Origin of the sequence: Methyloceanibacter sp. (genome assembly GCF_050728395.1) — a bacterium.
Classification (GTDB): Bacteria; Pseudomonadota; Alphaproteobacteria; order Rhizobiales; family Methyloligellaceae; genus Methyloceanibacter.
This window is the reverse complement of record NZ_JBOHJB010000077.1, coordinates 1-13,548: the sequence shown is the minus strand read 5'-3', so window position 1 is coordinate 13,548 and position 13,548 is coordinate 1. Positions and strand designations below refer to the sequence as shown.

At 65.4% G+C, this 13,548-nt stretch carries 11 protein-coding genes; 2 read left to right on the top strand and 9 right to left on the bottom strand.

Annotated features, from left to right (window positions below):
* Positions 1–288 precede the first annotated feature (288 nt).
* Positions 289–1,308, top strand: coding sequence for a methyltransferase (locus ACREC7_RS12865; RefSeq protein WP_431556088.1), 1,020 nt, complete (start codon positions 289–291; stop codon positions 1,306–1,308).
* Between the two features lie 39 nt (positions 1,309–1,347).
* Here ACREC7_RS12865 and ACREC7_RS12860 read toward each other — a convergent pair whose 3' ends face one another.
* The 7 genes from ACREC7_RS12860 to ACREC7_RS12830 form a co-directional block, all read right to left on the bottom strand.
* Positions 1,348–2,358 carry a L,D-transpeptidase family protein gene (locus tag ACREC7_RS12860; protein ID WP_431556087.1) on the bottom strand — a complete coding sequence of 337 codons (1,011 nt, stop codon included), beginning with the start codon at positions 2,356–2,358 and terminating at the stop codon, positions 1,348–1,350.
* Positions 2,359–2,528: 170 nt separating this feature from the next.
* Positions 2,529–4,799 (bottom strand): GNAT family N-acetyltransferase, encoded by a 2,271-nt coding sequence (locus tag ACREC7_RS12855; protein WP_431556086.1) that lies wholly within the window; start codon positions 4,797–4,799, stop codon positions 2,529–2,531.
* An 18-nt stretch (positions 4,800–4,817) separates the two neighbouring features.
* Positions 4,818–5,807 carry a D-alanine--D-alanine ligase family protein gene (locus tag ACREC7_RS12850; RefSeq protein WP_431556085.1) on the bottom strand — a complete coding sequence of 330 codons (990 nt, stop codon included), beginning with the start codon at positions 5,805–5,807 and terminating at the stop codon, positions 4,818–4,820.
* The gene (locus tag ACREC7_RS12845) at positions 5,807–6,820 is read right to left on the bottom strand and encodes a D-alanine--D-alanine ligase family protein (protein WP_431556084.1); all 1,014 of its coding nucleotides are present in this window, start codon (positions 6,818–6,820) and stop codon (positions 5,807–5,809) included. The genes ACREC7_RS12850 and ACREC7_RS12845 overlap by 1 nt, the downstream gene beginning before the upstream one ends.
* Positions 6,820–8,142 carry a KamA family radical SAM protein gene (locus ACREC7_RS12840; protein WP_431556083.1) on the bottom strand — a complete coding sequence of 441 codons (1,323 nt, stop codon included), beginning with the start codon at positions 8,140–8,142 and terminating at the stop codon, positions 6,820–6,822. Before ACREC7_RS12840 ends, ACREC7_RS12845 begins: the two co-directional genes overlap by 1 nt.
* Positions 8,143–8,299: 157 nt before the next feature.
* Complete coding sequence (locus tag ACREC7_RS12835) at positions 8,300–9,595, bottom strand: RsmB/NOP family class I SAM-dependent RNA methyltransferase (RefSeq protein ID WP_431556082.1); 1,296 nt, start codon at positions 9,593–9,595, stop codon at positions 8,300–8,302.
* On the bottom strand, positions 9,592–10,020 hold the full coding sequence (locus tag ACREC7_RS12830; RefSeq protein ID WP_431556081.1) for an MAPEG family protein: 429 nt from the start codon (positions 10,018–10,020) through the stop codon (positions 9,592–9,594). The genes ACREC7_RS12835 and ACREC7_RS12830 overlap by 4 nt, the downstream gene beginning before the upstream one ends.
* Before the next feature lie 186 nt (positions 10,021–10,206).
* On the opposite strand from ACREC7_RS12830, the gene ACREC7_RS12825 reads away from it, so the two are divergent.
* Complete coding sequence (locus ACREC7_RS12825) at positions 10,207–11,148, top strand: tetratricopeptide repeat protein (protein WP_431556080.1); 942 nt, start codon at positions 10,207–10,209, stop codon at positions 11,146–11,148.
* Between the two features lie 127 nt (positions 11,149–11,275).
* On the opposite strand, the gene guaB is transcribed toward ACREC7_RS12825, so the two are convergent.
* Positions 11,276–12,790 carry an IMP dehydrogenase gene (gene guaB / locus ACREC7_RS12820; protein WP_431556079.1) on the bottom strand — a complete coding sequence of 505 codons (1,515 nt, stop codon included), beginning with the start codon at positions 12,788–12,790 and terminating at the stop codon, positions 11,276–11,278.
* A 143-nt stretch (positions 12,791–12,933) separates the two neighbouring features.
* A partial coding sequence (locus tag ACREC7_RS12815; RefSeq protein ID WP_431556078.1) for a LysR substrate-binding domain-containing protein occupies positions 12,934–13,548 on the bottom strand: 615 nt, incomplete at its 5' end.

Below are 13,548 nucleotides of genomic sequence, written 5' to 3'. Positions count from 1 at the left end.
GGGCACGATCTCGGAATAGACGTCGGCCTCCCGCACCCGCCGCGCGATCAGCTGGGTGTATTGCGCGCCGAAATCGACGATGAGCACTTTGTCCGGGTGGTCCGTCATGGCGTTGGTTAGCGGATGACGCCCGAGTCGGCAATGGGCTGCATCACCTCCGAACTGTTCCATTTGTCATCGCCCGGCTTGACCGGCGATCCAGTAACCACTGTCCTCGATAGACTTACGAGACCAGTGAGTACTGGATGCCCGCTTTCGCGGGCATGACAGTCGTGTCATGGAAGGGCGGTGTCCGACGATCTACATGAGCAAGAGGATCGGCTGCGCGCCGCTATCGAGGCGTATCACGCTTCGGCGCTTGCCTATGCGGCGGTGAAGCTTGGGCTCCCCGACAGGATGGGCACGCGCCATTGGACCGCCGAGGAACTGGCGGCAGAACTTAGCCTTTCGCCGCCGCACCTCTTCCGTTTCCTGCGGGGGCTGGTCACCATCGGCATCTGCGCGGAAAGCCCGGAGCGCAGCTTCACGCTGACAAGCTTGGGCCGGTCTCTCGCCGCGGGCTCACCGTCGCGCCTCGGCGAGAAGGTCATGATCGTGGTCGAGCAATATTGGCGCCCCTGGGCCGATCTCGTCTCGACCCTGCAAACCGGCGCACCGGCCTTCGAGCATGTGTTCGGCACCGACGTGTGGGCGTGGCGGAACGAGAACTTTCGCGGCGGAGACATCTTCGCCGCCTATCTCGCGGGCGAGACCTTCGCCGGGGCCGGCCCGATCGTCGAGGCATTGGATCTCTCCGGTGCCGGCAGCGTGGCCGATATCGGCGGCGGCCACGGCGGCCTGCTTGCCGCGATCCTTCAGGCGCATCCGGACAAGCACGGCATCCTCTTCGACCTGCCCGAGACCCTTATCGGCGCCAGGAAGTTTCTGACGTCCCACGGCGTGTTCGATCGCGTAACCCTCGTCGGCGGCGACTTCCTCGCCGAGATTCCCATCGAGGCTGACCTCTATATGCTGAAGAGCGTGCTCCAGCATTGGGACGACGTGGCGGCCCGCGCCATCCTGGAAGGCTGTCGCGATGGCATGAAGGCGCGTGCCAGGCTCGCGATCGTCGAGCGGCTGCTCCCCGAGGGGGCAGCCGATGATGCGAGCGCCGTGATGCTCGACCTGCATATGATGGTGATCAGTGGCGGCCGGGTGCGCACGCTTCAGGAGTTCGAGACGCTGCTCAAGCATGCAGGACTTAGGGTCTCGAAGACTACGCGCACTCTTTCGGGTTTCGTCATCATCGAAGTTGTACCGGTATCCTGACCCCACCCCGGCCCTTCCCCTTGCCGGGGGAGTGAGTGATCAACTCGACGGCGCGTCCATCACCGTGAAGCCGCTGCCGCTGCGGGTTTCGGGCGAGGCCGGAAGATCGGTGGTGACCAGCACCGTCCCAGGCTTGATGCGATTCCTGATCGCATCCATCACGCCCGCGGCGCCATCGATGCGCTGAAGGACGTCGGTACCCGGCGCGGTGGGAACAGAGGGATCGGCATGGAAGCCCATGCCTTCCCAGGTCGAGCCCTGCGCGTCGCCGCCCTGCCACACGAACACGTTGGAGCCGATCGGCTCTGACGGATCCTTGATGATCGCGGCGCCCTCGGCCACGATCTCGGCATTCTGCAGCACATAGATCTTCATGTCGCCGCGCGAGACAAGGATCGACATGACCGCATCCGGGCTCAGCGACGGAATGGGCTTCCCCCCGATCTTGGCCTCGATCTCCTCCTTGGCCGTGGTGCCGAGAATGGGTCCGGGATCGGCCACCGACGCCGGGTCGCTATGCCCTCCGGCAAGGATCACCGGCGTGCCGATCTCAGTGATGGCGTAGAGATCGTCGGCGAAGTCGGGCGGGAGGTGCACGCAGCCGTGGGAATCCGGGTAGCCGGGCAGGTCGCCGACATGGAGCGCGATGCCTTTCCAGGTGAGCCGCTCCATGTCCGGCATCGGTTCGCCGTAGGTGGCCGAGGTGTGCACCTTGGCCTTGTCGAGGACGGTGAAGACTCCGGCCGGCGTCGAATGGCCCGGCTTGCCGGTCGAGACGGTGGAGGCGCCGATCAAGATGCCGTTGCGATAGACGAAGACGAGCTGCTTCGGGATCGAGACGATGATGGCGACCGGTCCCTTGGGCGCGCGCTCGGGGTCCCAGATGAATTGGCCGGGTTCGAGACTGCCGAGATCGCCGTCGAGGTTCGGGGAACTTCCGGCCAGCGCCGACGAGAGCGAATCGCGCCAGCCGGCGAGCATCCCAACACCGACGCCCAAAAGGGCGAGAGCCGACCTTCGGCTGAGGCCCGCAGATACGTGACGAGGCATTGCCTTCCTCAGGTGTCTCCTCGACGGCGACGATCCCCCGTGACCCGTGGGGAGTCAACCGCAGCCAGCTCCCTCCCCCTGAATGGAGGAGGTCAGCTTGGTGTTAACCAAGCCGGGTGGGGGTCAGTATTCATCCATCGCCGATGACCCCCTCCCCAACCCTCTCCCTTTCAGGGAAAGGGAGAGAGCTCCTTCACATAGATGACTTTGGCGTCGCCGGGCCCGTAGAAGTCCGGCAGCCTCGCATCCTCCACAAAGCCCATGCGCTGATAGAAGCCGCGCGTGCCGGCATAGCGGTCGGATGAAGAGGTATCGACATAGATCTTCGTGGCGCCGGCTTTGCGCATGGCGTTCTCGGCGCGGGCGAACACCTGCGGGCCCAAACCTTTGCGCTGCTCCTCCGGGGATACCGCGATCCAATACAAATCGAACGAAGTTTGCGTGCCCTCGATCGGGCCGTAACAGGCATACGCCACGAGCCCGCTGCCGCGCTCGGCGAGGATGAAGTGGTAGCCCGAGCGAATCCCCTTGGCGAGCCGCTCGGTGACGAGATCGGCCGCGACGTCGACCTCCGCCGCATTGAAGAAGCCGGTCGAAGCGACGAGCGAGCGCACCCGCCCGACATCGTCGGCCATCACCGCGCTCCGCCATTCGAGCCCATCGCGCTGCGCGGGACGCTGACCGGCGCTTCGCGCCAGTGCTGGCGCCACTTGTCGCGCCGCCGAATGGCCGGTGACGAGGCCCGCGAAGAAATTCCGCACATTGGTGCCGAGCGTGCGCACCCGGTAGCCGCCCTCCTGCACCACGAGAGTCGAGTAGCCCTGCTCGCCGATCATGTGGCCGAGCTGCTCGAAATCCTTCGCGCGGTTGGACCAGGTGCCGGTGGGGTCGCCTCGCGCGGTGTCGAAGCCGGCTGACACGACGAGGAAGGCCGGGCCGAAGCGGCGGATGCGACGAAGCGCCTCGCCAAGCGCGTTGCGGTGCTGCTCAGGCGTGATGTGCTCAGACAGCGGCAAATTCAAATTGTAGCCGGCGCCAGGCCCGATCCCCGTCTCGTCGCGAAAGCCGGTGAAATACGGATAGGCGAAGCTCGGATGGCCGTGGATCGACACGGTGAGCACGTCGGAGCGGGTATAGAAAATCTCTTGCTGGCCGTTGCCGTGGTGGTAGTCGATGTCGAGCATGGCAACGCGGCCGTAGCGCGACAGCAGGTTGGCGGCGATCGCCGCGTTGTTGAAATAGCAGAAGCCGCCGAAGGTGCGCGTCTCGGCGTGATGGCCGGGGGGGCGTACCAGGGCGTAGGCGAGGTCCGCGCCCTCCAACACCCTCTCCGCCGCGGTCAGGGCGCAATCGACCGCCGAGCGCGCGGCAAGATAGGCGTTGAGATTGAGCGGCGTAAAGGTGTCGATGCAGTAATAGCCGGCGAGCACCGTCTCGTCCTTGGGAGCCCGCGCCGGGTTCCGCGTCGGGAACACGTAAGGGTAGATCGACTTCTTCGGACCGGCGATGAGGCAGGCCTTGCGGATGTAATCGACGAGCCTGCCGTCGTGCACGGCGCGAATATGCCGGTCGGAAAAGCGCTTGGTCGGCATTCGCTCGAACAGGCCAGAAGCGGTGAGCTCGGCCATGATCGAGCGGATGCGCACCGGCGCCTCGACATAGCCCCGTTCCTGCACGTGGTGGATGGTGTGATCGTCGTTGAGGGCGAGCGCGATGCGCGGCTCGCCAGGCGCGCGCACTTCGGCCTTTTGCGGGCGCTTGGTGTAGCGCGGCTCGCGCAAGCGGATTGGATCGTCGACGATCGAGTCCACCACCATCTGCACATACGGCGCGGGCGATCCATATTTCCGCTCGAGGATGGCGCGCATCACTTTCCGCACTTTGTCTCGGCTCGGCAGGTCGTTCGAGCCGAGCGGATCGAGCAAGAGATAAGGCGGGTCGGTGGTGCCTGGCGTGATCGGCGTTTCGTAGGTGGTGTTGACGATCGGCCGCGCGCCATAGCGCTCGTAGAATTTGAGCCGGTTGGCATTGTTGACCCTGATCTCCGGGTTGGGGCTGAGCGCCGGATCGTCGGGCAGGCTCTCGAAATAGAGCTGGGTGCCGAGCGCGCGCGCCTCCTCGCGCACGCGCTCGTAAAGCGTGGCGCCGATCCCCCTCCCCGTGCGGCCAAGCGCGGTCGAGATGATCTCGAGATAGGAGAAGCCGATATCCGGCGCGTGCAGCAGAAGCGCCACGCCGAGGGTCTGGTCGCGCGCATTCTCGGCAACGAATAGGCGCGACACGAAGCGATGTTTCAGGGGGTTGGAAAGCTGGTCGGGGAGCTTGGCGATGTCGTAGTCGGGCATCGCCGGGAATTGCTCGCGCATGATCTTTTGCGCCGCCTCGATCGCGGCGCGGTTCGGCGCCGTCGTGGCGTCGGCCACCTTGCGGATGCGCAACATGGCTAGATGCGAAGCATGTCAGGGAAGAGCTGGCAAGGCTCGCGGCGCGGCATCGATAATGCCGCCGATGAGGTCGCGGTAGGAGAAGCCGGCTTGAGCCGCAGCGGCAGCAAAGCCTGCGTCGGGGTTGAGGCAGGGATTGACGTTAACCTCGAGGATCGTCGGTCTGCCTTCGCGATCGACGCGGAAATCGACGCGGGCATAGCCGGCAAGCCCGAACAGGTCCCAGCACGACTTGGCAAGCTTTTCCAGCTCGGCCGCGAGCACGGGCTCCGTCCTCTCCAGTCCGAAGCGGCGCGGCGTGCCGGTATAAGCCTCGCTGCCGCTCGTCCATTTGGCATCGTAGCCGACGATGCGTGGGCTCCCTTCGCGCCAATCCTCGAACAGGATCTCGGCGATGGGCAACACGGTGGCGCGGCCACGCTGTTCCAGCAGAGAGAGGTTGAACTCGCGGCCCTCGACGAAGCTCTCCGCGAAATGCTCGGTGCCGAAGCGATCTCTGCGGTCGGCGATGACGCGCGCCACGTCGTCGCCCTTCACCACCGAGCTCTCATCGAGCCCGAGCGAGCCATGCTCCCACACTGCCTTGACGATGAACTCTGCACCAGGATCTAGACCGGCGCCGTCCAGCGAGAAGCCGGGCGTGGGCAGGCCTTCGCGTTCGAGCTTCAGCTTGGTGGCGACCTTTGACAGCGTCTCAAGCCAGGCGTCGGAATGGGCGCCGGTATAAGACAGCCCCACCGCATCGAGCAGCGAGGGGATCACCGGGGCGAGCCTCCCGTCCCCCCTCACCGCATCGACCAGGTTGAACACGAGAAGCGGTTGCCGTCCCTTCAAGGCGTAAAAGTGATTGAGGTCGAGTTCGACGGCAACGATCTCGGTGGCATGCCCAAGCTCGCCAAGCGCGCGGGCCACGGCTTCGGCGCTTAGCAGCGTGTCGATCTCGTCGGGACGTTCGCGCGTCGCAGCATGCACGACGGGGATGAAGCCGCCTGGCTCGAGCGCCATCAGGCGCTTCTCCGCTCCCGCTCCGTGTCGGATCGGGCAAGCCCGTAACGCGCCAAGCCGGCGTCGAGGATCCTGCCGATCAGCTCGACGTAAGGGACACCGTTCTGCGCGGCGAGAATAGGAAGATCGGAGTGATGCGGGTGCAGCCCGGCAAGCGGGTTGGCTTCCAGGAAATAAGGCTCGCCAAAAGCATTGGAACGGAAGTCGATGCGCGCCGCGTCCCGGCACTCGAGCGCCTGGTAAGCGGCTAGCGCCTGCCGCCCGGCGGCCCAGGCTTCCCCGTCGTCGGCGCGCTGATAGATGACCAAATCCTCGCAACGCTCCTTGTTGTGCAGCGAGTAGATATTGGCCTCGGCGTCCTCTTTGAGCAGGATCTCGCAGACTCCGAGCACGGCCGCATCCTTGCCGTTGCCGACGATGCCCACGGTGAACTCGCGGCCCGGCAAGTACGTCTCGACCAGAACCGGCTGGCGATAGCGCTGCAAGAGCTTGGCCGCGGCGGCGGCAAGCTCTTGTGGCGTGTTCACCACCGAGGCGGACTCGCAGCCTTTGCCGGTCCCTTCCGCGATCGGCTTGACAAAGGCTGGGAAGTCGCTCCACGCGGCAATCTCGCTCGCATCGGACGTCGCCACCATGAAGGCGGGCGTCGGAATGCCGGCCTCGCGCACCAGCCGTTTCGCTACTGCCTTATCGTGGCATACGGCGCTCGTAAGCGGATCCGACAACAGATAAGGCTGGTCGAACAGCTCGCAGAGCGCAGGCACCTGCGCCTCGCGCGAGCGGCCCCTCACCCCTTCGGCGATGGAGAACACGAGATCGAAGCGCATCCCGGCGGCAAGCCGCGCGGCAAGCACCTGCCCGCGGCCGACACGCTCGACCTCGCAGCCGAGCGCGCGCAACGCGCCCTCGAGCTGGTCGATGGTGTCGATGGTGTCGAACTCGGCAATCTCCTCCTCGGAGTGCCCAAGCGCTCGATAATCGTCGCGCAGATCGTAGACGAGAGCGATGCGCATCACAGGTTTTCGGCGCTAGCCGTCCGATCCGCCCCCACCGTCCCTTGCGGATCGGTGTAGCGATAGATCTTGCCCTCGAAGTTCTTCAGGATGAGGTCGTCGCCGTCCCGTCCCTGCACGTAGTCTGGCAGGAGCGGAATCTTGCCGCCGCCACCTGGCGCATCGATCACATAGGTCGGCACGGCATAGCCGGTGGTGTGGCCGCGCAAGCCTTGCATGATCTCCAGCCCCTTATCGACCGACGTGCGGAAATGCGACGAGCCCGAGATCGGGTCGCATTGATAGAGGTAGTAGGGCCGCACGCGCCGCTTGAGCAGCCCGTGATACATGGTCTTCAGCGTGTCGACGCTGTCATTGATGTCCTTGAGCAGCACCGTCTGGCTGCCGAGCGGAATGCCGGCATCGGCAAGCCGCGTGCAGGCCTCGGTCACCTCAGGGGTGAGCTCGGTGGGATGGGTGAAGTGCAGGCTCATCCACAGCGGATGGTGCTTCTTAAGGATCCTGGTCAGCGAGCGGGTGACGCGCATGGGCAGCACCACCGGCACCTTGGTGCCGATGCGCACGAACTCGACATGGCGGATGGCGCGTATGCGGCCGAGCAGATAGTCGAGCCGGTCATCGGACAAGGTCAGCGGATCGCCGCCTGAGATCAGTACATCGCGAATCTCGGGATGGGCGGCGATGTAGTCGAGCGCCTCCTCCCATTGCGGGCGGCTGAAGGAATATTCGCCGCCAGGCTCGCCGACCATGCGGGAGCGCGTGCAATAGCGGCAATAGGTCGAGCAGAAGCCGGTGGCCAGGAACAGCACGCGGTCCGGATAGCGGTGCACGAGACCAGGCACGGCAGTGTGGCCATCCTCGCCGAGAGGATCGTCGGCCTCGCCGGGCGCCTTCAGATATTCGGTGCCGACGGGAATATGGGTTCGCCGCAACGGCTCAAACGCGTCGTCGCGGCTCATCAGGCTCGCGTAGTAAGGCGTGATGCCGAGCGGCAGCGATCCCTGGTGGCGGACCACAGCATCGCGCTCGTCGTCGGACAGCACGAACAGCCGCTCGAGCTCGGCGAGCGTGCGAACGCGCCGGCGCGCCTGCCAGCGCCAGTCGTTCCATTCGGCAAGCTCGACCTCGGGGAAGAAGCGCCTGCGGAAGGCGCGCGTCTGCGGCCCTACGGGGAAGCGCTCCAAGCGCACCACAACAGCATCGAGCCGCGGCGTGCCGGCCGGCGGCAGAGTGTTGATCAGAGAATTTGGTTTGGTGAGAAGTTTGGATGTCGCCTGCGGGCGACTGGGTGGCTCTTCGGTGTCGGCACGAAGTACGCTCATGGGATATGCGTTCCCCTCCATGCTTTCGCGGGACTGGCCCTGGCGACAACCGCCGACTCTAGGTCCCCAAAAGCGCGAGTCATTTCAGTGACTCTCCTGCCAATTTCAAGAGGTAATGGGGTCACTGCGCATTTTTTTCCCCTGCGTGGCAGCGCCGTCACCGAAGCTGAAGCACTGCAACATAAAAGCCGTCGGCGCCGAAGCCTCGGGGAGTGATTTGCAAGGCCTCGACGGACCCATCAGCCGATTGCGGCGGTGCAGCAGAGATCCCCGCCTGCTCCCACAGCTCGGGCCAGGGCACGATGCCGAACGCAGGGAACCGGCCGACGAAGGCGTCGACCTGCTCCCGGCTCTCGGACGGCAGCACCGAGCAGGTGATGTAGGCAAGCCGGCCCCCGGGCCTCACCAGGCGCGCTGCCTGATCGAGCACGGCGCGCTGCTCGGCGAGCCTCGCCTCGAGCATTTGCGGGGAAAGCCGCCATTTGGCGTCGGGGCGGCGGCGCCACACGCCTGACCCGGTGCAGGGCGCGTCCACGATCACCCGGTCCATCTTGCCTTCGAGCTCAGCGAGCGCTTCAGCGTTGCCGGGGTCGAGCACCTGAACGTTGCGCACCCCTGCCCGCTTCAGTCGCTCGAAGATGGGCCGTAGCCGCAAACGATCGGAATCATAGGCGTAGAGCTGACCGGTATTCTCCATCGCGGCGGCCAGAGCTAGCGTCTTGCCGCCGGCGCCGGCACAGAGGTCGAGGATCTGCTGTTTTGGCCGCGGGCCCGAGAGCAGGGTCGCGATTTGCGAGGCTTCGTCCTGCACTTCGTACCAGCCCTTGCCATGCGCCGGCTCTGCCTCGACATGCGGGCTGCGGCTTGGACCGGTGCCCGCCGCAATCCGCACGCCGAGGGGCGAGTAGGGTGTGGGCACTGCATCGAAGCGGCGGAGGGCATGCAGCACCTTGTCCCGCGTGGCCCTCAGCGTGTTCACGCGCAGGTCGACCGGGGCGCGGGTGGCGAGCGCCGCTCCCTCCGCCGCCGCCTGGGCTCCGAAGGCCTGTTGGAACTGCGGATCGAGCCACTCGGGATAATCGCCGCGAATGCAGGCCGGCGCATCGGCCGGGAGCTCGCGCTTGAGGCCGGCGAGTTCCTCAAGCGTGAGCGGCGCCGGCGCAAAACGGCTGCCATCGGCGAGCGCAGCGACCGCCTCCGGACTAACGCCCCAACTCGAGACGAGGGTTCGGAGCACGAGCGACCGCGGGCTATCGTCGCCCATGGCATAGGCGCAGGAAGCGCGCCGGCGTAAGCCGTCGAACACAAGATTGCCGATGGCCGCCCGGTCGCCTGAGCCGGCAAAACGGTGGGCGAGCCCCCAATCCTTGAGAGCCTCCGCCGCCGGCCGCTTGCGCATCGCGATATCGGCGAGAACCTCTATGCCTGCGCTGGCGCGAGCCGCTGGGGTCATCCGGTGAAGGCGATGGTGAGGCGGCCGGCCACGATGATCCACATCAGCGCGAGCCCAATGGCCCCGACGAGGAACACGGGCGCCCTCGCGCCGATACGGTTGGTGGTGAGATGGATAAAGGCGTGCACGAAGCGCGACGCCACGAACAGCCAGCTCAACACAAGCAGGATGGAATCCGCGGTCCGCGTGATCATGGCGAGCAGGATCAGCACGTAGAAGAGGAGCGGCGTCTCGAGCTGATTGTGGTAGGCGTTGCTGATCTGCGTGACGCGGGCGGGCCAGTTCGGTTCGCGCAGCGCCACCGCATAGGCCGGAACCAGGCCGCGCCTGATCGCTCGCAAGCGCAGGACCTGCATCCAGAACAGCAGCACGAAGGTCAGCGCAACTTGCGCGAACACCGGCATCAGCATGGCCTGCATCGACATTGAAGCCTCCCATTGCCCCCTGACGGTCGGCCAGCGTGGCGGCCTTGGCCGCTCTTATACTCTCGATTTCCGCCAAAGTGAGCGGCGGCGGATTTCGCTCCATGAAGAGAAGTTCAATTGACGCGGCGCCCGCGTGAAGCTTTAACAAGGTCAAATTTCGGAAATTCCAGGTCTATGGAGGAAGGAATGCATGTGTTTGGGCGCAAAGCCGTCGCGTCGCGGGCGGCGATCATCGCCGCAACGCTGGCGCTTGCGGCAGGGTTAGGTGGCCCGGTGTTTGCCGAAGATCGGCAAGCTCCGGCCGATCAGACGAAGCCGCAAGTCCTGGTCCCGGCCGACCCGGCGGCTGCGGCGGCGGCGTCCCCCGGATCAGCCGCAAGCGTGGAGGACAGTCCCTGCTTCACCGGCAAGGGCTCGATCAAGGAGGTGCTCGACGGCTGCGCTGCCTTCCTCGCCTCCGGATCGAAGGACACCGACAAGCTCATCGCCGCGCATGGCAACCGCGCCATCGGTCTCGCCGCCACCGGCGATTTCGATGCCGCGCTTATCGAGATGAATGAGGCCGTGGCGCTCGATCCCAAGCAGCCGAACAGCCATTTCATGCGCGCAGCGGCCTACGAGGCCAAAAAGGACTACGACAAGTCGATCGCCGATCTCGACGAGGCCATCCGCCTCGATGCGAGCCGCGGCGACTTCTACATGCTGCGCGGCGTCGTCTTCGGGCAGAAGGGCGATTTCGACCGCGCCATCGTCGAGCTCGACCAGAAGGTCAAGCTCGACCCGAAATCTCCGCAAGGGTATTCGAAGCGCGCCGAACTCTACCGCCAAAAGAAGGACTATGAGCGCGCCGTCGCCGACTATTCGGAAGTGATCAAGCTCGAGCCGGACAAACCCAAAGGGTATATCGATCGCGGCTGGATCAATGTGCTGAAGAACGATCTCGATCACGCCATGGAAGATTTCACTGCGGCGTTGAAGATCCACGAGAACGACGCATCAGCCTTGGTCGGGGTCGGCGTGGTGAAGAGCCGCAAGGGTAAGCCCACCGACGGCAGCCGCGAGATCCAACAGGCGATCACGCTGGAGCCAGGCATCATCGACCAGATCAAGAAGCTCGGCGTGGAGTAGACCACGCGCTCACATCGTCACGTCATGCCCGGACTTGATCCGGGCATCCATTCCGTTTCGTCTCAGTAAGCGGACACGCCAGTGGAATGGATTGCCGGGTGAAGCCCGGCAATGACGAAGTAGGCCCCTACCCCTCGCGCGGATAGTTCGGCGATTCACGGGTGATGGTCACGTCGTGCACGTGGCTCTCGCGCAACGAGGCGGGCGAGATACGGATGAACTCGGCGCGGGCGGCGAACGCGGCGAGGTTGTGAGCGCCGGTATAACCCATCGAGGCGCGCAAACCGCCGATCAGCTGGTGCAGCACGCTTGAAAGCGGCCCCTTATAGGGCACCTGCCCCTCCACCCCTTCCGGCACGAGCTTCAGCGTGTCCTTGATGTCCTGCTGGAAGTAGCGGTCGGCCGAGCCCCGCGCCATGGCGCCGACCGCGCCCATGCCGCGATAGGCCTTGTAGGAACGGCCTTGATACAAATAGACCTCGCCGGGGCTCTCGTCGGTGCCGGCAAGCAGCGAGCCGATCATCACGCAATCGGCGCCGGCGGCGAGCGCCTTGGCGAGATCGCCGGAATATTTGATGCCGCCGTCGGAGATCACCGGCACGTCGTGCTTCTTGGCAACCTCGACGGCTTCGAGCAGCGCCGTGAGCTGCGGCACGCCGACGCCGGCCACGATGCGCGTGGTGCAGATCGAGCCGGGGCCGATGCCGACCTTCACCGCATCGGCGCCGGCATCGATCAGCGCCATAGTGCCATCCCGCGTCGCCACATTGCCGGCGGCCACCTGCACCGCATTCGATTGCCGCTTGATCCGGCCGATGGCCTCGAGCACGCGCGCCTGATGGCCGTGCGCGGTGTCCACCACGATGAGATCGACCCCGGCATCGATCAGCCGCTCGGTGCGGGCAAAACCTTCATCGCCCACGCTGGTCGCCGCAGCCACGCGCAAGCGCCCCTGCTCGTCCTTGCAGGCATGGGGATGGATCCTCGCCTTCTCGATGTCCTTCACGGTGATGAGACCGATGCAGCGATACTCGTCGTCGACCACGAGCAGCTTCTCGATGCGATGCTGATGGAGCAGGCGCTTGGCTTCCTCCATGCCGACGGTTTCGCTGACGGTGATGAGCCGCTCCTTGGTCATCAGCTCGTAGACCGGCTGGTCCGGATTGGTGGCGAAGCGCACGTCGCGATTGGTGAGGATGCCGACGAGCTTGCCGTCGCGGCTGCCGTTTTGTGCCGGCTCCACCACCGGGATGCCGGAGATCTGATGGTCGGCCATCAGCTTGAGCGCTTCGGCAAGGCTCGCCGTGGGATGGATGGTGACGGGGTTCACCACCATGCCTGACTCGAACTTCTTGACTTGCGCCACCTGGGCGGCCTGCGCCTCGGGATTGAGGTTGCGGTGGATCACGCCCATGCCACCTGCCTGCGCCATGGCGATGGCGAGCCGCGCCTCGGTGACCGTGTCCATGGCCGAGGAGAGGATGGGAATATGAACGCCGATGGTCCGAGTGACGCGCGAGCTGACATCGACCTTGCTCGGCAGCACGTCGGAGGCGGCCGGCCGAATAAGCACGTCGTCGAAGGTCAGCGCGACCTTGGAGTTCAGCGGAAACTTGGCGTCTGGTGACTGCCCTTCGGGCATCGGCCAACCTCATCTTGGGGCGGGAGGCATCGAAGACGCGAAGCGTCAAAGGCTCGAAGCGTCGGAGGCGCGAAGCGTCCCACCGGTTGGCGGCTTCCTTTAGCAGCTTGCTCCGCTCTTGGGAAGCGAAGCATCGATCTTTGTTAGCGGGAGCGGCCTGATTGGGCCTTCAACTGCGCACGGAGCTGCGGCGCGGCAAACGCGATGAAGCGCTGCACCTTGGCCTGCGGCAGGCGATCTTCGCGATGCAGCAGGCTCACGGGAAGGACCTCAGGCTCGAAGTCCTCAAGGATGAGGCGGAGATCCCCTTCTGCGACGCTGGCCTCGGCCTGATAGGACAATACCCTGGTGATCCCAAGCCCGGCGCGCGCGGCGTCGATTGCGGCGTCGGCGGTATTGACGACAAGGCGCGAATGCACGGGCACTCGCCGCGACTTCGTCGGGCCGGCATAGACCCAGCGCTCGGCCGGCGAATACGACCCGAAGCTGATGCAGTCATGCCCGGCAAGCTCCTGCGGGGTCGCCGGCGTGCCACGTTTGGCGAGATAAGACGGGCTCGCGCAAGTGATGAGGCGAATGCCTCCCACCCGTGTCGCCAGCAGCGAGGAGTCTGGAAGGGCCCCGATCCGCACCGAGACATCGAGCCCCTCCTCGATCAGATCGACGACACGATCGACGAGGAGCAGCCGCGCGGTGACCTGCGGGAAGGCCTCGAGAAACGCGACCACGATGGGCACCACGTGGAGACGGCCGAACAT

Bases quoted from the DNA above. Each gene is read 5' to 3' on its own strand.
- ACREC7_RS12825 (WP_431556080.1), top strand. From the start codon at position 10,207: ATGCATGTGTTTGGGCGCAAAGCCGTCGCGTCGCGGGCGGCGATCATC.
- guaB (WP_431556079.1), bottom strand. From the start codon at position 12,790: ATGCCCGAAGGGCAGTCACCAGACGCCAAGTTTCCGCTGAACTCCAAG.
- ACREC7_RS12855 (WP_431556086.1), bottom strand. From the start codon at position 4,799: ATGTTGCGCATCCGCAAGGTGGCCGACGCCACGACGGCGCCGAACCGC.
- ACREC7_RS12835 (WP_431556082.1), bottom strand. From the start codon at position 9,595: ATGACCCCAGCGGCTCGCGCCAGCGCAGGCATAGAGGTTCTCGCCGAT.
- ACREC7_RS12850 (WP_431556085.1), bottom strand. From the start codon at position 5,807: ATGGCGCTCGAGCCAGGCGGCTTCATCCCCGTCGTGCATGCTGCGACG.
- ACREC7_RS12830 (WP_431556081.1), bottom strand. From the start codon at position 10,020: ATGTCGATGCAGGCCATGCTGATGCCGGTGTTCGCGCAAGTTGCGCTG.
- ACREC7_RS12860 (WP_431556087.1), bottom strand. From the start codon at position 2,358: ATGCCTCGTCACGTATCTGCGGGCCTCAGCCGAAGGTCGGCTCTCGCC.
- ACREC7_RS12840 (WP_431556083.1), bottom strand. From the start codon at position 8,142: ATGAGCGTACTTCGTGCCGACACCGAAGAGCCACCCAGTCGCCCGCAG.
- ACREC7_RS12845 (WP_431556084.1), bottom strand. From the start codon at position 6,820: ATGCGCATCGCTCTCGTCTACGATCTGCGCGACGATTATCGAGCGCTT.